At 32.7% G+C, this 21,646-nt stretch carries 14 protein-coding genes and 1 tRNA gene; 7 read left to right on the top strand and 8 right to left on the bottom strand.

The annotated features are described in order from the left end of the window. Positions 1-15: 15 nt before the first annotated feature. Positions 16-489: a ribonuclease HI gene (rnhA, locus tag B6C99_RS05630; protein WP_086358939.1), complete on the bottom strand. Its 474-nt coding sequence runs from the start codon at positions 487-489 to the stop codon at positions 16-18. A gap of 196 nt (positions 490-685) precedes the next feature. Here rnhA and dnaQ point away from each other — a divergent pair, with 196 nt between their 5' ends. From dnaQ to B6C99_RS05645, 3 genes are all read left to right on the top strand, one after another. Next, positions 686-1,420 (top strand): DNA polymerase III subunit epsilon, encoded by a 735-nt coding sequence (gene dnaQ, locus B6C99_RS05635; RefSeq protein ID WP_086358940.1) that lies wholly within the window; start codon positions 686-688, stop codon positions 1,418-1,420. Positions 1,421-1,534: 114 nt separating this feature from the next. Then, positions 1,535-1,611, top strand: a tRNA-Asp gene (locus B6C99_RS05640). A gap of 396 nt (positions 1,612-2,007) precedes the next feature. Beyond that, entirely contained in the window at positions 2,008-2,373 is a 366-nt protein-coding gene (locus tag B6C99_RS05645) for a YbaN family protein (protein WP_086358941.1), read from the top strand. A 74-nt stretch (positions 2,374-2,447) separates the two neighbouring features. On the opposite strand, the gene B6C99_RS05650 is transcribed toward B6C99_RS05645, so the two are convergent. Continuing rightward, entirely contained in the window at positions 2,448-3,497 is a 1,050-nt protein-coding gene (locus B6C99_RS05650) for a dihydroorotate oxidase (RefSeq protein WP_086358942.1), read from the bottom strand. 520 nt (positions 3,498-4,017) lie between these two features. On the opposite strand from B6C99_RS05650, the gene B6C99_RS05655 reads away from it, so the two are divergent. The 3 genes from B6C99_RS05655 (at position 4,018) to B6C99_RS05665 (ending at position 9,330) form a co-directional block, all read left to right on the top strand. After that, positions 4,018-6,789 (top strand): flavocytochrome c, encoded by a 2,772-nt coding sequence (locus tag B6C99_RS05655; protein ID WP_086358943.1) that lies wholly within the window; start codon positions 4,018-4,020, stop codon positions 6,787-6,789. 30 nt (positions 6,790-6,819) lie between these two features. Further along, positions 6,820-7,782 carry an FAD:protein FMN transferase gene (locus tag B6C99_RS05660; protein WP_086358944.1) on the top strand — a complete coding sequence of 321 codons (963 nt, stop codon included), beginning with the start codon at positions 6,820-6,822 and terminating at the stop codon, positions 7,780-7,782. An 87-nt stretch (positions 7,783-7,869) separates the two neighbouring features. Beyond that, positions 7,870-9,330 carry a DASS family sodium-coupled anion symporter gene (locus tag B6C99_RS05665; RefSeq protein WP_086358945.1) on the top strand — a complete coding sequence of 487 codons (1,461 nt, stop codon included), beginning with the start codon at positions 7,870-7,872 and terminating at the stop codon, positions 9,328-9,330. Between the two features lie 69 nt (positions 9,331-9,399). Here B6C99_RS05665 and B6C99_RS05670 read toward each other — a convergent pair whose 3' ends face one another. The 4 genes from B6C99_RS05670 to B6C99_RS05685 all read right to left on the bottom strand — a co-directional run bounded on the left by B6C99_RS05670 (position 9,400) and on the right by B6C99_RS05685 (position 15,263). Continuing rightward, complete coding sequence (locus B6C99_RS05670; RefSeq protein WP_216819390.1) at positions 9,400-10,923, bottom strand: exopolyphosphatase; 1,524 nt, start codon at positions 10,921-10,923, stop codon at positions 9,400-9,402. A gap of 10 nt (positions 10,924-10,933) precedes the next feature. Continuing rightward, the gene (gene ppk1 / locus B6C99_RS05675) at positions 10,934-12,991 is read right to left on the bottom strand and encodes a polyphosphate kinase 1 (RefSeq protein WP_086358946.1); all 2,058 of its coding nucleotides are present in this window, start codon (positions 12,989-12,991) and stop codon (positions 10,934-10,936) included. 111 nt (positions 12,992-13,102) lie between these two features. Continuing rightward, the gene (pykF, locus tag B6C99_RS05680; protein ID WP_086358947.1) at positions 13,103-14,515 is read right to left on the bottom strand and encodes a pyruvate kinase PykF; all 1,413 of its coding nucleotides are present in this window, start codon (positions 14,513-14,515) and stop codon (positions 13,103-13,105) included. Between the two features lie 331 nt (positions 14,516-14,846). Further along, positions 14,847-15,263, bottom strand: a complete 417-nt coding sequence (locus tag B6C99_RS05685) for an META domain-containing protein (RefSeq protein WP_086358948.1) — start codon at positions 15,261-15,263, stop codon at positions 14,847-14,849. Positions 15,264-15,338: 75 nt separating this feature from the next. Between B6C99_RS05685 and hrpA the strand changes: the two genes are divergently transcribed. Beyond that, the gene (gene hrpA / locus B6C99_RS05690; RefSeq protein ID WP_086358949.1) at positions 15,339-19,208 is read left to right on the top strand and encodes an ATP-dependent RNA helicase HrpA; all 3,870 of its coding nucleotides are present in this window, start codon (positions 15,339-15,341) and stop codon (positions 19,206-19,208) included. Positions 19,209-19,274: 66 nt separating this feature from the next. On the opposite strand, the gene B6C99_RS05695 is transcribed toward hrpA, so the two are convergent. After that, positions 19,275-20,324, bottom strand: a complete 1,050-nt coding sequence (locus tag B6C99_RS05695; RefSeq protein ID WP_086358950.1) for a YdgH/BhsA/McbA-like domain containing protein — start codon at positions 20,322-20,324, stop codon at positions 19,275-19,277. Positions 20,325-20,370: 46 nt separating this feature from the next. Further along, positions 20,371-21,000: a helix-turn-helix domain-containing protein gene (locus B6C99_RS05700; RefSeq protein ID WP_158092442.1), complete on the bottom strand. Its 630-nt coding sequence runs from the start codon at positions 20,998-21,000 to the stop codon at positions 20,371-20,373. Positions 21,001-21,646: the final 646 nt, after the last annotated feature.

Raw genomic sequence — 21,646 nt, forward strand, 5'->3', positions numbered from 1 at the left:
CTTTATTTTATCGGATTAATCAGTTAATGATGCTTCAAAAATATTATCATGTAAGGTAGGTGATTCAGCTTGTGTTTTAGCGATAACATCACAACGTTCGTTATCAATATGGCCAGCATGGCCTTTTACCCAAACCCATTCGATAGTATGTAGCTTGGCTAATTCATCTAAACGTTGCCATAAATCTACGTTTTTCACGGGTTGTTTTTTAGCGGTTCTCCAGCCGTTTTTTTTCCAACCATGAATCCAATTCGAAATACCATTGCGTAAATATTGGCTGTCAGAATAAAGCTTAATTTGACAGGGTTCTTTCAGTAATTCTAACGCAACAATGGCAGCAAGTAACTCCATACGATTATTAGTGGTGTTGAAATAACCTTGAGCTAATATTTTTTCATTTTGTTTGTATTTTAAAATAGCTGCATACCCACCAGGTCCTGGATTACCCAAACAAGATCCATCAGTGAATATATCAATACTTTTTTGCATATGTGGCCTAATTTATAAACTTTTATCGTGATTATTTTTCAAGAAATTTTGGTTTAATATAAATATTAATAAACCATTATTAATGTTGTATCAATCATTGACTAAAACAGTGTAGGTATCAACATCAGAGCGTTTTAGTGTTAGACTATACCACTAATTTGTTAAATTCCCAATTATAGATAAAGAAGAGTATATTGTGATAACACATTCAACCCGCCAAATTGTATTAGATACAGAAACTACAGGTATGAATCAAGACGGTAATAATCATTATGAAGGTCATAAAATTATTGAGATTGGTGCAGTTGAGGTATTAAATCGACGATTAACAGGAAATCATTTCCATGTTTACATCAATCCAGAACGTTTAATTGATGAAGAAGCCTTTAAAGTTCATGGTATCAGTGATGAATTTGTTAAAGACAAACCGATTTTTAAAAATATTGCGCATGATTTTATTAAATTTATAGATGGTGCTGAATTAGTTATTCATAATGCCTCGTTTGACGTTGGTTTTATGGACTATGAGTTTCGTCTTTGTGGGTTAGACTATAAAACAGCTGATCACTGTATTGTTACCGATACATTAGCTATGGCTCGCCGTCTTTTCCCCGGTAAACGTAATAATTTGGATGCATTATGCGAGCGTTATCAAATTGATAATTCACATCGTACCTTACATGGAGCCTTACTGGATGCTGAAATACTTGCTGAAGTTTATTTAGCAATGACCGGAGGACAAACCACTTTGGCATTTAGTTCGGACGATAATTTATCTTCATCAATGACGAATAATGCCGTGAAAAAAATTGAACGTAGTGGAATACCGCTAACAGTAATTAAAGCTAATGAAGCAGAATTATCTGCGCATGATTCAATTTTAGAAAAAATTAATAAAAAAAGTGGCGGAGCGCTTTGGAAAGTGCATTAATGATTGTTTTCTATTCAATTGAACATAATTTTTGAAATTTATATTGACGAAAATAATAATAATCTTTAATATCACGCCTACTTTAATCTTCTGCATTAAAGTAGTCTAAAAAGCGGAGCGGTAGTTCAGTTGGTTAGAATACCTGCCTGTCACGCAGGGGGTCGCGGGTTCGAGCCCCGTCCGTTCCGCCAATTCTTAAAAGTTTTACTCAATTTGAGTATAATTCAAAAACACTTATATAAAGCCATCTAATCTATATAAAACTTATAATATTTCTGAATTAATTTTAACTATACTTCAATGCTATTTTTTTGTTAAAAAATACAAAATAACTTTTGTTACAATAAATTAATTTTTGTATCCTTTTTTCGTTCCAATTTTAAATATAGGTGATATCACGACATGAAACTAACTTAGTTGTGATATTTCGATTTAAATTTACTATATCAACTTATATTTAATTTCTCTAAAAATGGGATTCGAGCCTCATTGTTCTTTTATTTGATATTTAATTGTAACTTTTCAATCTATTTATGTTATCTTCAACAATTATTTGCACAATTTGAAGTTATTTTAATTGATTAGATATGTTAAAAAAATCACTATTTATTTTTCTTGGTGGGATCTCTTTTGCTTTAGGTACGGTGGGAATTTTTGTTCCTCTTTTACCTACAGTGCCTTTTTATTTGCTTACTGCATATCTATGGTTAAATAGTTCTGATCGCCTTTATAACTATTTTACCCAAACGCGTTATTATCAAACTTATGTACAGAAAATGATTATCGAAAAAAAGATTTCAAAAACAGGATTAATAAAAATGTTAACCATGGTATTTATCATTTTATTAATTCCATTTATTTTATTTGATTCTTTGCATGTTAGGATTATTTTGTTAATCGTTTTTCTTGCTCATCTGATATTTGGTTCTTATTATTTTTTAAGGAAGAAATAAGGTATAAAAAATTACAGGGCAACAAAGTTACCCTGTAACAACATAAAAATGATAAATAAAATTACTCTATTATATTAAAGACTTTTTTTGATTTCGATCGCCAATAACGGATTCCACATAGCGCCTGTTGCACTCATAACAGCATCAGCCCCATTATTGATAAATTGGTGATAATGTTCACTGTTACTCACGCCACCCACACCGATAATAGCAAATTTTAAATCCATTTGTTTACGATATTTATTAAGTCGACTAACCATATCTAAACCAGCCCAACGAATTGCGTCACCACAGATTCCACCTTCTTTGCGGTTTTCCCCCAATGCTGGATGTCCATTGGCATCTACAGGTTTTGCTGATAGGGTATTGATTGCACTTAAACCATCAATTATTTTACCTACTCGAGTTAATAATGAAACAATTCTTTCATCATCAGGGAAGTAAGCTAATTTTAAGATAAGAGGGCGATCAGGTACCGCATTTTTGATTTCATTCACAATGCGTTCAACTCTATCTACATCAAAACAAAGTAGTTTACTTGCGCCTTCATTCGGGCAACTTAAATTGGCTTCTAAAATTGGAGCATTGATTTCTCTGACTAATTTAGCGGCTAGTGCATAATCCTGCTCAATTGCTCCATTACCTTGAGTTCCTTGGAAGCTTCCAATAACACATTGCCCAGCACCGGCTGCTTTGACTGCATCTGCCATATCAGGTTGCCAAATATCCGGAGCAAATGATGGAACACCAAATGAATTGGTTATGGATAAAGGTTGACCATAATTGGTATCAGCTAATACGGTGTCTAAATTGCATGTAAGTTTACCTTTAGGGTGAACGGATAAGACATTAGGTAAAGGATGGCATTTATGTAATTTAGTTCTAACTGTTTTATATACGCATAAATCGAATCCATACGCAAAAGCAGCTTTAATATAATTTGCATTTAATAGAGGCCCAGCAGGCTGACCAAATGGAAGATTAACTTCAACATTTAAGAATTTGCTTGGTTTAGTGGAAACTTGTTCTGCCTTGTCTAAGTCGGCAAAAAGTCCAAAAGGGCCATTGGCATAATTATCTTCATAACTAATAGTTGGATTATAAAAAGGGATCAATGGTTTCATGCTGTCTCCTGTCTATGGCTGTACTTGATGTGGTATTGATTAATAATTTGATATAAAATTGAGCGGGTAAATTTATAGATATAAAAAATCCTCCATAAAGGAGGATCTATATTCAAAATAAAAAGACAATTTAATTTTACTTTTGTTATTGGCTTTTCTGTTAGAACCACAAGCATAATCAAATTCTCTTTTCTAAAATTGATAAACATTCTAGCTGAATAAAAATAAAGTACAAGTGATTGGTATCAAAAAAATTGTAAGTAAATGAAATAGTTACAGTGTTTTTTTTTAGACTAGCATACCCCCTCCGTAGTAGGCTAACGATTCAAAGTAATAAAAATTTGACAATTATTGATTGCTGTATTAGTAAGTTACTTTATAAATTATTAATAAATATAAGGAATTTTTTGTCGAAAAAATGATATTTAGCGACTAATGAAACTTATGTAAGTGGAGAAGAAGAATTTCGGATGCTATGATCCATGTTAACATTCAAATATTAATGATTAGGTATTGAAATATGAAAAACAAAAATATCTTTAACCCAGTACTGTTACCCAATGGTATTACTCTTAAAAATCGCATTATGATGGCGCCAATGACCACTTGTTCGGGATTTTATGAAGGTTCGGTTACTCATGACTTAATCGAATATTATCGAGCAAGAGCTGGCGAAATTGGCACAATAATTGTTGAATGTGGTTTTGTTGATAATAAGGGATTAGCTTTTCCAGGTGCTATTGGTTTAGATAATGACGATAAGATTGAAGGCTTGGCTAAGGTAGCCCAAGCTATTAAAGAGAAGGGCTCAAAAGCTGTAATTCAAGTCTATCACGGCGGTCGAATGGTTGAGCCTAAACTCATTGGCGGCCAAAGTCCTGTAGGACCAAGTGCGATAGCGGCACCAAGACCTGGTGCCGCCACCCCTATAGAATTAACCGCTGAAGAAGTGGATCAGATGATAGATAAGTTTGGACAAGCGGTTCGTCGTGCTATTCAAGCTGGATTTGACGGGGTCGAAATTCATGGCGCTAACACTTATCTCATCCAACAATTTTATTCACCTAATTCAAACCAACGAAATGATAAGTGGGGAGGGAGTCGCGACAACCGAGCACTGTTTCCACTAGCAATCTTAGATATTACTCATGAGATGGTAAAACGTTACGCAAATCCTGAATTTATTGTCGGCTATCGTTTTTCACCAGAAGAGTTAGAAGTTCCTGGTATTCGTTTTGACGATTCTATGTATTTGCTTGAAAAGTTAGCTGAAAAAGGCTTAGATTACATCCACTTTTCAATGGGGGCAATCTTAAGACCATCAATCGTTGAGACCCAAGATCCGACACCATTAATTAATAAATATGTGGCAATGCGTTCAGAAACCTTAGCTAAAATACCGGTTGTTGGTGTTGGTAATGTGGTAAATGAGAAAGATGTAGAAGCAGCGTTAGATAATGGTTTTGATTTAGTGGCAGTTGGGCGAGCTTGTATTGCTTATCCTGATTGGACAGATCGTATTAAAAAAGGCGAACAACTTGAACTCTATATCAACAGTGATAAACGTGAAGAACTTAATATTCCTGAACCTTTATGGCATTTCTCATTGGTTGAAAGCTTAATTCGAGATGTAAATTTAAATGTTAAAAAATTCAAACCGGGTAATTATCAAGAGACTGTCAATGATGAATCTTATGATTATGTTATTAATGTTGAACTTGGTAAAGATTTCATCAAAGATATGGAATTGGTCAACCCGAGTAATTATGACAGTGAAGTTTTAAATAACTTTTCTGAAATCAAACATCGCATCATTGATTCAAACAGTCCTCATGTGGATGCCATTTCAGGGGCAACATCACAATGTGAAGCTTTCAAAAAGGCCGTAACCAAGGCTATGGCTCAATCAAACAAAGAAGCTATTATTGCTGAAGGTGGTGATCCTAATACTAAAGCCTATGATGTTGTGGTTGTCGGTAGTGGTGGTGCAGGTTTGGCTGCGGCTATTCAAGCTCACGATCTTGGTGTAAGTGTAGTTGTGGTTGAAAAGATGTCGGTTATTGGTGGAAATACTAATAAAGCTTCAGCAGGTATGAATGCCGCTGAAACAAAATTCCAAAAACTCAAAGGAATCGTGGATAGTAAAGATCTATTTTATAATGAAACCATGACCGGTGGTAAAAATAAAAATAATCCTGAATTATTACGATATTTCGTTGAAAATGCCCCAGATGCCATCGATTGGTTAGACAATAATGGGATTGAACTTAGTGGGATCACGACAACGGGTGGTATGAGTGTCGATCGTACGCATCGCCCAGCCAGTGGCGCTGCAGTTGGCGGTTATTTAATTAGTGGTTTAGTTAAAAATATCAATCGTCGAGGTATCGAAGTCATGCTTGATAGCAATGTGACTGAAATTATTACTGAAAATCATAAAGTTGTTGGCGTTAAAGTTACCGAAGAAGATGGTTCGATTCAAACCATTAAGGCTAAAGCTGTGATTATTGCAACCGGCGGATTTAGTGCTAACCGTGAAATGGTTGAAAAATACCGTCCTGACCTCAAAGGATTTGTTACAACTAATCATAAAGGCGCTACTGGTTCGGGGATCATGATCTTGGAAAAATTAGGTGCAGGCACGGTGGATATGAAAGAAATACAAATTCACCCAACAGTGGAACAAACGACTTCTTATTTAATCTCTGAATCAATTCGTGGCGGTGGTGCTATTTTGGTATCACAAATAGGCAAACGTTTTGTTAATGAATTAGATACTCGAGACAAAGTGTCGGCCGAAATTATCAAATTACCAGAACACTATTCTTATATTTTATTTGACCAACAAGTTCGGGATGAAAACAAGGCTGTTGAAGAATATGTTTCCCACGATCTCGTGGTACAAGCTGATTCGATCAATGAGTTAGCACAAAAACTCTCAATTGATGCAAATACGCTATCGAACACCATTGAACGCTATAATCAATTTGTTAATACCAAACAAGATGAAGATTATGGAAGAACAACGGGAATGCGTCATCCAATAAATAAAGCCCCTTACTATGCAATTAAGATTGCTCCGGGGGTTCATCATACCATGGGTGGTGTGACTATCAATACTCATACGCAAGTACTGGATACTGCTAAAAACATTATCCAAGGTGTATTTGCTGCAGGTGAGGTTGTCGGTGGGGTACATGGAGCTAATCGTATAGGCGGTAACGCAGTAGCGGATATCATCATTTTTGGTATGCAGGCTGGAAGGCAAGCTACAGATTATATCCATCAATAAATTGCCATATATTTCTTGAGTTTATTTAAAATGGTTAATTCACGTTATGAATATTCTCAAGCGATGATGGGAACAACGGTATCATTAATGCTTTTTGAGCCGAATGATTTCGTTGTTCAACTTGTGTTTAAAACCATTAATCAGCTTGAAGATAGATTGACTGTTAATCGGCCAATATCCGAAGTGATGTTAATTAATAATGCTGCTGGAAAGCATCCGGTAAGGATTAGCTATGCTGTTTATTCACTTATTGAGCAAGCTTGTAAAATAAGTTTAATGCCAAACAGTTGTTTTAATGTTGCTATTGGTCCATTAGTTAAACTATGGAAGATAGGTTTTAATGGTCATCAGGTCCCCAATACTGATCAAATAATAAATAAAAGATCGTTAATTGATCCTAATGATATTCAACTGGATGCTAAATCATGTTCGGTCTTTTTGAAAAAAGAGGGAATGGAAATAGATCTAGGTGCGATAGCTAAAGGTTATATTGCTGATGTTATTAAAGAAGTTTTACGACAAAATGATATCCATCAAGCAATAATTAATTTGGGTGGTAATGTATTAACAGTAGGTGAATCGCCGATTGATAGCCAAGGTTATTGGCATATTGGACTTAAAAAACCTTTTTCCTCAATTCAAAATGAACTAGTTGGTTTAATTAAAGTTAAAAATAAATCTATTGTTACTTCTGGAATTTATGAGCGTTACTTTATTCAAAATCATCATCTTTATCATCACATTCTCGATTCTAAAACCGGTTATCCTTTAGATAACGAATTAGAAAGTGTGACGGTGATTTCTGATACCTCTCTTGAGGGTGATATTTATTCAACGCTTTTATATGGTTTTGGTTCAATTAAAGGATGTGAGTATTTAAAAAAACATCGCAATCTGTCTGGTATTTTTTTATTGAAAAACAAAACAATAAAATTGGTAAACCCAGACAATTTTGCTTTTCAACTTCTTAATGAGACATATCAAATAAAATAAATATTTTCAATAAGATATTGTTTATAATATCTATAGAGTTTTATTATGAATTTGATCAAATTAATTTTTAATTAAAAGGAAAATACTATGAATATAGCAAAGAAACCGCCAGTAAAATGGCTCCCACTTCTCATTATTGCGGGAATATCTGCAATATTGTGGTTTTTTATATCTCCTCCAGAGGGGATTAGTTTACAAGGTTGGCAAACCAGTATTATATTTGTTGCAACCATTGCCTGTATTGTGGCCGAAATTATGCCTATTGGCGCTATTGGTTTATTAGCCATTACGGTTTTTGCTGTATTAAGACCATCAGGTGCTGAAACAGCTACAGATGCAATCAAAATTTCTTTAAGCGAATTAAATAGTAGTTTAATTTGGCTTATTGTTATCGCATTTATGATTGCTAGAGGATTTATCAAAACTGGTTTGAGCAAACGTATTGCTTATTTTTTAGTTAAAATTTTAGGAAAGAACACATTAGGCTTAGCTTATGGGCTATCGGTAACCGATATTGCTTTAGCACCAGCTATTCCAAGCACTACAGCTCGAGCTGGTGGTGTTATTTATCCTATAGCAGAAGCTTTAGCAATAAACTTTAATTCAAACCCTAAAGATGAATCAAGAAATCGTATTGGTACTTTTTTAATGCTAACCATAAGTCACGTTAACGACATTACTTCGGCAATGTTTTTAACAGCTTTTACTGGTAATTTATTAGCAGCAAAATTAGTGACTTCATCACTTGGGATCACTTTGGGTTGGGGACAATGGTTTATTGCTGCAATTGTTCCTTGTTTAGTGTCATTTGTTGTGATTCCTTTAGTTATTTATTTCTTAACTAATCCAGAATTGAAAAAAACACCTGAAGCACCAAAATTAGCTGCTGAAGAACTTAAGAAAATGGGTTCAATTACCTTAAAAGAAATAATTATGGGTTCTACAGTCATTTTATTATTAGCGCTTTGGATTTTTGGTAAAAATGTCGGTATTGATTCAACCACGACAGCATTTATCGGTTTAACAATTTTAATCTTAACTGGTGTATTGAGCTGGGATGATATCAAAGGTGAAAAAGCTGCATGGGATACTTTAATTTGGTTCGCCGCACTATTGATGATGGCTGGTCAAGTAAATAAACTTGGCGTAACTAAGTGGCTAGGTGATACCATCGGAAATGCAGTAAAAGGGCATTTAGGTGATAGTAGCTGGGTTTTAGTTATTGTGATTTTATGCATTGCTTATGTTTATTTACATTACTTCTTCGCAAGTGGTAACGCGCATATTGCCGCTTTGTTTCCAGTGTTTTTATCTGTTGCAATTGCATTAGGTGTTCCACAAATGATAGCTATATTTGCTTTGGTAATTTGTACTAACTATTTCGGATCAATTACGCAATTTGCTAATGCACGAAACCCATTACTTTTTGCCGAAGGTTTTGTACCAGTAAAAACCTGGTGGAAAGTTGGATTTATTTGTAGTGTTGTAAACCTAATTATTGTCTTTACCATCGGTATATTATGGTGGAAAATTATTGGATTAGGTTAATATATTTGATAACCGAAACCGCCAAAGTAATGGCGGTTTTTTAATTATTTGTTTGAATAATGAGTCAAATTAGAAGATGTCAATTGATAACTTCCAATCATTAACCGCTTTCCAATATTTTTTTTCTTGCTCTAAATCTAACAAAATCAAACGATTATTTTCAACAAATTGTTTATTAATGGTTAACGTCACTTTAGTTGATTTTTCTTTGGATAAAATTAACTGAAAAGCATTTAAATCTAGATCGGTATTGCGTTGGTTATTAATCAGGATTGATAATCTTAAAACTTGTAATATTGCCATAATATGTTTGAATTCAAACAAGCTAAAGTAAGGGAATTCTTCAATATTAATTGATTTACGATGGTATCGAACCAACGTTGATAACAATAATTGTTGTTCTTCATTAAATCCAGGTAAATTACTATTCTTTAAAATATAACTAGAATGTTTATGGATAGAAGAGAAGTTAATTTTTAAACCTACTTCATGCAATTGCGCTGCCCAATATAATATGGATTCAACACTTTGGGGTATGATCATGGATGATTGTGCTTTCCATTGAGAAAAAAGGTATTTTGCCGTTTTTACAATTTGTTTAGCATGGCGCTCATCAATATTATAGTGTTGCGATAGCGATTCAGCTGTTGTTTGTCTGATATCTCGATAGTTCGGCCCATCTATAAGTTCGTAAAGAACACCTTCACGTAAAGCACTTGGACTAAATTGTAATTCTTCTAAACCTAATGCATTAAAGACGCCACTGAAGATGGCTAGCCCACTAACAAAAACATTTTTTCTTTCCTCGGATAGAGATGGGAAATCAATTTCATGAAAATCATTAAATTCTAATACGTAACTGATTAAATCATCCAAACGTTTAGGGGTGATAATTCCGTCACTAACTCCAATATCGAGTAAAATTTTATAAATGCTTTTAATGGTACCGGAGGTACCGAAAGCAGCACTAATATTCTGTTTTTTTATTAAGTTAATTAAATTTTCAATTTGTTGTTCTGCAGCTAGTTTTGCTTGTTGAAATGAATGGTAATCGATTTTCTTTTGCGGAAAGAATTGTTTAGTATAAGTGACACACCCCATTGGTCTGCTAGCTACTAGTATTGGTTTTAAATCATTACCTTTACCAATAGCAATTTCAGTAGAGCCACCACCAATATCAACCACGAATTTGCTATCATTTTCATTGGTTGACTCTGCAGTCATTGTACCTAGATAAATAAGTCTAGCTTCTTCTTGACCAGAAATGATTTCAATAGGATAAGGTAATACTTTAGCTGCTTCGTTTAAAAATTTAAGTCTATTTATCGCAATTCGTAAAGTATAAGTAGCGACAATTCTTACATTTTCGGCTGGAAATCCATTTAATCGTTCAGCAAATAAAGCTAAACATTCAATACCGCGATTAATACTTGATTGACTTAATTCATTATATTCATTTAATCCAGTAGCAAGATGAACATTCTTTTTATGTTTATATATGATTTGTCTAGCTCCATCGATATTGCGAGAGATGATCATATGAAAACTATTAGAGCCTAAATCGATTACAGCATATTCATTAAATTTATTCACGTTAAAACCCTTATATCGATGATTCCATGTGCTTTAAATAGTCATAAATGGCATGTTGTGCTCTTATTTTTTTCTTATTGCCTCGTTGGACATAATTATTCATATTATCTTTATCGATGATTCTTGCTTTGACATTATCATTACATTGCAAGTTAAAGATATCATGTATAGTAGATTTTAATACTGGATCAAAAATTTTAACGCCAACTTCAATTCGATTATCTAAGTTACGAGGCATCCAGTCTGCTGATGAAATATAAGTGTCTTTTTTACCATCGTTTTCAAAAATATATACGCGAGCGTGCTCTAAATATTGATCGACAATACTAGTTACATAGATGTTTTCACTTAAATTAGGGATTTGAGGAACTAACACACAAGTCCCCCTAACAATCATTCTAATATTTACACCTGCACAGGAAGCTCGATAAAGTTGGTCAATCATCTCTTTATCGGTGATCGCATTTAATTTTAAATAAATACCAGAAGGTTTTCCTGCTTTGGCATTATTAATTTCACGTTCAATAAACTCATAAAAACGTTGGCGAGTATTTTGTGGAGATACCAGTAAGTGATTAAATGAAACAGGTTTAAATGGATTTTCAATGAAATTAAATACTTTAATAACTTCATCAGTAATGGCTGGATCAGAAGTTAATAGAGAAAAATCAGTATATACTCGTGCTGTTTTTTCATTAAAGTTACCTGAGCCAATATGTGCATAGCGAACAATTCTATCTTCTTCTCGTCGATCAATTAAAAATAATTTAGCATGGATCTTGAGTTTTGGTTGTGAATAGATAACTTTAATACCACTACGAATTAATCTTTTAGCCCATTTTATATTTGCTTCTTCATCAAAGCGAGCCTGAAGTTCAACCACTACTGTAACTTTTTTACCATTATTGGCGGCATTAATTGCTGCGTGTATAAATCGTGAATCTTTCGCAACCCGATAAATATTCATGCGAATATGGGTCACAGCTGGATCGAAAGAGGCTTGACGCATGATCTCAAGTACATGACCAAATGAATAATAAGGATAGTAGAGCAATACATCTCGATCCTTAATTGTCGCAAAAGCATTCCTAAATTTTTTAAATCGATTATAAGCAAGACTAGGTAAACGTTTATTAAGTAAATTTTTAACGCCTAAATCAGGAAAATTAGCTAAATCTTTAAAATTAGGATAACGTCCGCCTGGCATTGCATCTTGTTCTGTTAATCTTAATTTATTAATCAATAATTCAAATAATGCTTTAGGCATATCTTTTTGATAGGTAAAGCGTACTGGTTGTGCGGTTAAACGTTGTTTCAAACCTTGTGACATTAATTCTAGTAAACTATCGAGTTCACTATTTAATTCATATTCAGCATCACGATTAATGTTGATTGAATAAGCATTTAATTCAACAGCATCAAAAAAGACTTTAAAAATATCGTCTAAACAGTAACGTAAAATATTATCTAAAAATATAATTGATTTGTTTTTGGTTGAGACTTCCGATGGTAGTAATACAAAACGAGGAGCATTGTCGGTAGGCAGCTCCAATAAGGCATAACTAATATTATCTTTACAAATAATTTCAACAGCTAAATAAGCATGATCATCTTTGAGAAATTGAATTAATTCGGTATGACTATCAAGAAGAATAGGGGTGATATATTGTCTTAGATTTTGTTTATAGTAATTTTTTATCCAATTTTCTTGATAACTGGTAAGTTGCCTTTCATTTATTAGAAAAATCTGGTTTCTGGCCATTTCTAATAACAGTTCGTTATAGAGCTGATCAAATTGTAACTCAAGTTGAATAACTTTTTGGTTAACTTGTCTTAATAAATGTTTTGCATTGGAGGTAGATTGAGATTGTTCTTGCTCAATAAGAACATATTTTTTTAAGTTTGCAAATTGAACTTTATAAAATTCATCTAGATTACTGGAGTAAATACCTAAAAAACGGATTCGTTCTATAAGAGGATTACTTTCGTCAGCCGCCTCTTGTAGTACACGTTGATTAAAGGATAACCAACTGAGTTCTTTGGGTAAATATACTTTTTCTATAATCATGTCTTATTTGGTCCATTCCACAAATTGAATATCTAACAGCATAACGGAAGTTAAAAAAAAAGCTAGCATATCGCTAGCTTTTTATCATTCATTTAAACAAATTTAAAATGATTAGATGCGGTGTACCGAAGTTGTATTAGTAGTACCACTTGGAACCAATGCACCTGATACCATAACAATAGTATCGCCTTGTTTAGCGTTACAAACTTTAACAGCCATTTCTTTACCTAAACGGTAGAAATCATCAGTTGAATTAATCGCATCAATTAAAATTGGTTCAACACCTTTAGATAATGCTAATTGATTAACTGTTTTTTGACTTGAAGATAGCGCTAAAATACGAGCTGTCGGGAAATAATGACGAAGTTCACGAGCAGATTTACCACTACGAGTAGCAACAACAATTAATGGAACATTTAAACGTTCAGCAATTTCAACTGCACCACAACATACTGCAGCAGTAATACGTAAAGTTTCTTCTTTGGTTGTTAACTCAAGTTTGGCTGGAATAGTACCATCAGTACGTTTACAGATAGTAGCCATCACATTTACTGCTTCAAATGGATATTTACCTTTAGCACTTTCACCTGATAACATAACTGCGTCAGTTCCATCAATGATTGCATTAGCAACGTCACCTGCTTCAGCACGAGTAGGGCGAGGGTTTTTAATCATTGAGTCTAACATTTGTGTTGCAGTAATAACTGGTTTTGAAGCTTTATTACATTTTTTGATCATCATTTTTTGAGCAAAAATAACTTCTTCAACAGCGATTTCCACACCTAAGTCACCACGAGCAACCATGATACCATCAGAAGCTTCTAAAATTTCATCAAAATTATCTAAACCTTCTTGGTTTTCAATTTTAGAAATAATTTTGATTTCTTCACCACCGTGAGCTTTAAGATGAGCTCGGATATCTTCAACGTCAGAACGTTTACGAATAAAAGAAGCAGCAATAAAGTCAACGCCTTGCTCACAACCAAAAATTAAATCATTTTTATCTTTTTCAGCAAGTGCAGGTAATTTAATAGAAACACCTGGTAAGTTAATACCTTTATTTTCACCTAAATCACCATTATTTAGTACTTTACAAACAACTTCGTTACCGTTAATTTCGACAACGTCCATAGCGATTAAACCATCATCAACTAATACACGATTGCCTGGTTTAAGATCTTGAGCAAAACCTTTATAAGTAACCGCAACACGTTCTGAATTACCAACAACGGTCTCATCAGTAGTAAAAGTGAAAGTTTGACCAGCAACAAGTGATACATCATTACCACCTTCTAACTTAATAGTACGGATTTCTGGACCTTTAGTATCCAACATAATTGCCGCTTTTAAGCCTGTTTCTTGCATTACTTCACGTAAATTTTTGATTCGATTACCGTGTTCTTCATAATCACCATGAGAGAAGTTTAAACGCATTACATTCATGCCTGCATTTAATAATTTGGTTAACATCTCTTTTGATTCTGATTTTGGTCCTATAGTACAAACGATTTTTGTCTTTTTCATAATATTATCACTACTTGTTAAGGTTAATGTTTAAATTTCATATAAACTGGGTATATGTCTAAATGCAAAATATTCTTATTGGATTGAAAGGGATATAAGAAGGATCGAGCAACTGAAAAATAGTTACTTAATTTTATTTCAGTATCTGAAAAATTGACTATTTTCATTAAAATATAGACCCTCAAAAAACTGGCTTCATTATAGACTTAACTCTATTTTAAATAAAGTTTTTTTATCATCAAATCTGTTTTAAGTTTATACAATTAGTAAAGATAACAGATTGGATAATAACAATAGATTTTATAAATTTTTTGAGGAAAGGGATTTTTAGTTACATATAATCCTTTAATTGAAAGATAAGTGTGTCTTGGTTATTTTTTAACACTAATTTAGTGTCAATTAATTGAATATTTGCCCCATCAATAATCAGTTTTTTAATCACATTATCGAGTAAATCTAATTGTTTATTCTGACATTTATTGTTGGTCATATTGATTATCTGGCCTTTGATCATATTATTTTTAAGTCTGGTTTGAGCTGAAAATTCATTACACATTTTTCCAATCATAATCATATTTTCGCCAAATTCTAAATCAGCATTTTTGAAAACAGGCAAACTCAAACCATTATTTTCCATCAGGACATAATGATGATGCATAAGATCCTGTTCTTTGATGCTATTAGAAGAAGTACACCCACTTAAGCTAAATATTACCGAAACTGATAATAGTAATAGTGATTTTTTCATTTAATCTCCTATAAATAAAGAATATTTGCTATAATTTATAATAATTATAATTGTAAATAATATACTTAACGCCTTATGGTATCTCAACAACAATTAAACAAATTGTCGTCAATGACTTTCTTAGATCAACTGAAAATAAGAAAGCTCATTAATAAAAAACAAAATATTGCTGAAATCGAATCAGCAATAAATTTAGCTGTCGAACATTATAATGTTCGATTACAATCTTTACCTAATCATATTGATTTTCCTAGTAATTTACCGGTAGTTGAAAAAAAACAGGCTATTTATGAAGCCATTAAACATCATCAAGTAGTCATCATTGCTGGCGAAACAGGCTCAGGTAAAACCACACAAATTCCCAAAATATGTCTAGAATTAGGGCTAGGAGTTAAAGGCTATATTGGTCATACTCAACCTAGAAGATTAGCCGCTCGTTCGGTAGCCAACCGTATTGCTGAAGAATTGAAAACGGAAATAGGGCAATTAGTCGGCTACAAAGTTAGATTTTCAGATCATGTTAGTGATAGTACATTGGTTAAATTGATGACTGATGGCATTTTATTAGCAGAAATTCAACAAGATAAGCTATTACTGCAATATGATACTATCATTATAGATGAAGCTCATGAACGTAGTTTAAATATTGATTTTATTTTAGGATATTTAAAACAACTATTACCTAAACGCCCTGATTTAAAAGTTATTATCACTTCGGCAACAATAGATGTTGAACGTTTCTCTAATCATTTTAATCATGCTCCGATAATTGAAGTATCAGGCAGAACCTATCCGGTTGAAGTTAGGTATAGGCCAGTGATTTTTAGTGAGGATTATGAAAGTGATAAAAACAATGATTTTCAACCAATCATTAATGCTATCGATGAGCTTTCATTGGAAAGTACTGGTGATATACTCATTTTTCTAACCGGAGAACGTGAAATACGTGATCTTGCCGATACATTAAGAAAATTAGAATTGAAACATACTGAAATTCTACCTCTGTACGCAAGACTATCGGCTTCAGAACAAAATCGCATTTTTCAATCACATAATGGACGAAGGATTGTATTAGCAACTAATGTTGCTGAAACGTCGCTAACTGTTCCAGGCATTAAATATGTTATTGACCCCGGCTTAGCCAGAATTAGTCGTTATAGCTATCGTACTAAAGTACAACGATTACCAATTGAACCAATTTCTCAAGCATCGGCAAATCAAAGAAAAGGGCGTTGTGGTAGAACATCGGACGGTATTTGTATTCGGCTTTATGATGAGCAAGATTTTTTATCAAGACCTGAATTTACTGAACCAGAAATATTACGAACAAATTTAGCTTCAGTTATATTACAAATGACATCATTAGGATTAGGTGATATTGCTGCTTTTCCGTTTGTGGAATCACCTGATTCTAGGTATATCCGTGATGGTATACGGTTATTAGAAGAACTTGGAGCTATTTATACTAAACATCATCATTATCACTTAACGGATATAGGTCGAATTTTATCTCAGTTGCCTATAGATCCTCGATTAGCGAGAATGTTAGTTGAAGCAAGACAATTAGGTTGTATAAAAGAAGTGATGATTATTACTGCAGCACTATCAATACAAGATCCTAGAGAGCGTCCATTTGATAAACAGCAAGCTTCTGATGAAAAACATCGACGGTTTGCCGATAAAGAATCAGACTTTATTTCTTTCATTAATTTATGGAATTATATTGCCAACCAACAAACAGAATTATCGGGTAACCAATTTAGACGTTTATGTCAAAAAGAATACCTCAATTATCTGCGTATTCGTGAATGGCAAGATGTTTATACGCAAATTAGGCAAACAATTAAACAACTAGCATTTCCGATTAATAGCAAATTAGCGGATTATCGTTCATTACACATTGCACTATTAAGTGGTTTATTATCGCATGTTGGGATGAAAGAAATTGAAAAGCATGAATATATTGGTGCTCGTAATATCAAATTTGCAATTTTCCCTAATTCAGCGATTTTTAAAAATCAACCAAAATGGTGTATAGCTAGTGAATTGGTTGAAACCAGTCGATTGTGGGGCAGAACGGCTGCCAAAATTGAAGCTGAATGGATCGAGCCAATAGCTAAACATTTAGTTAAATACAGTTACAGTGAACCGAGATGGTCTAAAAAACAAGGAACAACCATTGCTAATGAAAAAGTCACTTTATATGGATTACCTATTGTTGCTAGTCGCACGGTTAATTACAGTAAAATTGATCCAATATTAAGTCGTTCTTTATTTATTCGCCATGCGTTAGTGGAAGGTGATTGGCAAACTAACCACAGTTTTTATAAGCAAAATCAAAAATTAATCAATGAAGTTGAGGATCTTGAACATAAGTCTCGACGTCAAGATATTCTGATTGATGATGATGACCTATATAATTTTTATGATAAACGAATAGATAAATCAGTCATTTCTGCAAAGCATTTTGATACATGGTGGAAAACAAAACAAAAAATTGATCCAGAATTTCTTAATGTCGAAAAAAATATGTTGATTAAACAGTCAGCACAACCGGTGAAAGTGAATGATTATCCAGATTTTTGGTATCAAGACAACTTAAAGTTACCTTTGAGTTATCAGTTTGATCTTGGTAACGCGCGTGACGGCGTCACAATTACTATTCCACTAAACATCCTTAATCAGATAAAAAATAGTGGTTTTGATTGGCAAGTTCCTGGTTTTCGCTATGATTTAATTATTTCATTAATCAAGTCATTACCTAAATCATTACGTAAAAGTTTGGTACCTGCACCTAACTATGCTGAAGCTTTTTTGAGTAGAGTCAATTCAACAGCATCGCCGTTACTTGAAACATTGCAAAATGAATTTAGAAAAATGACCGGTACTAGGATTGAGCTAACGGATTGGCAACTTGATCAAGTACCTAGTTACTTAAAGATGAATTTCAGTATTGTTGATCATAATCGTGAAATAGCTTTCGGCAAAGATTTAGTTAAGCTTCAAGAACAGCTTAAAACCGAAGTTCAACAAGCGTTATCATCCTTAACTCAGAAAAAATCGATTAAAATAGAGAAGAATAACATTACTGATTGGGATTTTGGTTCTTTACCTGCAATCTATGAAGAAAAACAAAATAATTACACAATTAAAGCTTATCCAGCGATTATTGATAATCAACATTCAGTTAGTATCAAACTTGTTGATTCTTTGGAAGAACAAAAGCGATTAAGCAAGTTAGGTATTCGACGATTATTAATCCTCAATATTCCATCACCCATAAAATATTTACATGAAAAGCTGCCAAACAAATCTAAGTTAGGTTTATATTTTAATTCGTTTGGCACTGTACTTAATCTTATTGATGATTGCATTGCTTGTGGAGTTGATCATTTAATAGAAAAAAACAACCAACCTATTGATAATAAACAACAATATCAACAACTTCTTACTTACACTAAAAGCCATATCAATGAAACTGTTGTTGATATTGCTAAACAAGCAGAATCAATATTAACGTTACACTTTAATATTAATAAAAAATTAAAAGGTCGAGTAGATCTATCCCTTGCTTTTGCTTTATCAGATATAAAACAGCAAGTCAGTGAATTAGTCTATAAAGGATTTGTTGCACAAACCGGTTATGACAAACTTCCTGATGTTTATCGCTATTTATCTGCGATTGAAAAACGCTTGGAGAAGCTTGGTTCGAATATGGCTAAAGATAGACAAGCAATGAATATAATAGAAGAAGTTAAGAATGAATATCAAACTTGGTTAAATAGTTTGCCAGAAAATCAAAAATCATCAAGCAAAGTGACTAACATTAAATGGATGATTGAAGAACTAAGAGTTAACCTTTTTGCCCAACAATTAGGAACACCTTATCCAATTTCAGCAAAACGCATAAGACAACAAATAGGGACTGTATCGGAAGGGTTATAATTTTAGAATCTATAATCTGAAAAGTTATGATAGTAAAAAGAAGGGCGCTTAGGCGCCCATTTTTGATTATCGATAAAGATCAATAAATACCGTAATATTTGGACCTTTAGAATCATGTGCTACACGAGCAATATGATAATATTTTGCGCCTGCTTCAATCGCGCGTTTACCTGCTTGATAAGAAATTTCTTGGTCAGTGACATAATAACCTCTAAATTTCAATGTATCAAATGCAACCATTTTGGCTGCTGTAGCATCATTAAGTTCTTGAATTTTTCTTCCATCAGGTAATGTTACAGTGTAACGAGTTACTCTTTGAGGTTCTGTAACAACAGGAGTGGTTGTTTCAGTATTTGATGATGTTGCAACTTTAGCTGTAGTAGCAGTTGCTGTAGTGGTAGTCGTTTTATCTATAACTTTATTATTAAACTTATCGGCATAATATTTTTCATTGAACGCTGAAGGAGAATAATAACCCGGTTTTTCAACCTGCATTGCAGCATCACCACCTTTAGCTAAAGCTAATTGTCCTGCTTCAGAATCATAAGGAATAGCATCTTCTGGTTGTAATTTACGTTCTGGTGCATCTTTTTTGAATATATAAGCTGCAATTTGTAAATTACTACCTATTTCTGAACGTGAATCAATATAGAATCCATAAGCCCCTTGAGCTGATGCTTCTTTAGCAATTGCTTGATTAATATCATAATCTGTTGGGAAATAACCACGAATACGGACAATATTAAATGGTTCTAAACGAATTGCTTTTGATTTTGGATACTCATAAACACCTTCAAACTTACGTAAACTTTCCGTTTGTTCTACAGCTTTAGGAGCGTCTGATTTATATAATTTAGCATAAACAATTCGTAAAGTATCATTAGATGGACTGATATTGGTAGTAGTAATATAGAAAGAAGCCGCACCTTCATTATCAGCAGCTTTTGACATAGCCATAACGTAATCGCTATCAGTATAAAATGCACCACGTATAGTAATATTTTTAAAAGATTGCAAACTATTAGCTTGTTCTTCTGTTAATTGCTGAGCCGCAAAAGAACAAAAAGGCATAAGTGCAACAGACGTGGCTATAATTGTTTTCTTTAAAGTTATCATATAAAAAACCTGCAATAAATTTGTAATTATTTTAGCACAAATAAATTTAATTTCCTAAATCTACTAGGGCTTCTAAATTATTAATATATATATATTTACCTTTAGCTGTTAAAATATTTAGCTCTTGTAATTTTGATAAATTACGACTAATAGTTTCAATAGTTAATCCTAAATAATTAGCAATTTCGGCACGACTCATAGCTAATTTTATATTTAATGAAGAATGTCCTCTTTGTTGATATCGAAGATAAAGAGAATAAATAAAAGTAGCTAGACGTTCATCCGATTTTTTCTGAGAATAGCAAAGAACCAATTTCTGATAATTATAAATATCAGTACTTAAGAGTTTAAATATTAAATCTCTAACATCACTATTTGAATTGATGACTTTTATCAATTCATCATAATAAAGTTCACAGATCAATGTGTTGCTTAAAGCTTGAATGTTATTATTGTAAACTCTTGTTGATATAGAATCTAAACCAACAATATCTCCCGGTAAAAAAAAGCCAGTAATTTGTTCACTATTTTCATGTGTTGTCACAAATGTTTTAAGTGCACCTGAATGGACAATATAAAATTTTTTTAATGGCGTTTGAGATTTTACAACTATCTCATTTTTTAAATATAACTTTTTTCGTTCTAAAACATTTTCTAACGTGTTATTGAGCAACATTGGAATACAGAGTCTACCGATACTGCATAACTCGCATGGAACGGAATAACTATTGCAACGCAATGTTTTGTAGATACTGTGCATATTATCCTAAATAGAACCATAATAGATTTAAGTGAATAAGATTATCATATTTTTATATAAAATAAAAATTGACTATTTTATTTTTGTTATCCATTCAAAATAGAATAAGATAGAAAATATAAATTGAATTAAGATTTAGTAAACAATTATTGGTAATAGGCTATAAAAATTTGAATTATTAGAAGAATATAGAGTAGTTAGTAATAATATATTATATTTAACATAATATACATTATGCGCACTTAAATAAATTTATAAGAGGCGACCTAAATAATGATACTAACAGCAAAATCTTAGTAGTTTTTTATTCCTGCTCGATTCAAAAAACCAATATTTAAACTCTTTAAATTTGACTTACGATTATCGAATTTAATTTATAAAATTTCGATTTCATGGAGCATCCGAAATTAAAATCAAATGTTATATTGAATTGCTATCGCATTCGATGAACTATTATTATTAATTATAAAATAGTTTTATTATATAGAGTTTAAGCGCTATAAATTAAAAATTAGCTCATCAAGAGGAAAAAATATACGCAATCCATATAATGATTATAGAT

It is taken from the genome of Gilliamella sp. N-G2, assembly GCF_002142215.1.
Classification (GTDB): Bacteria; Pseudomonadota; Gammaproteobacteria; order Enterobacterales; family Orbaceae; genus Gilliamella.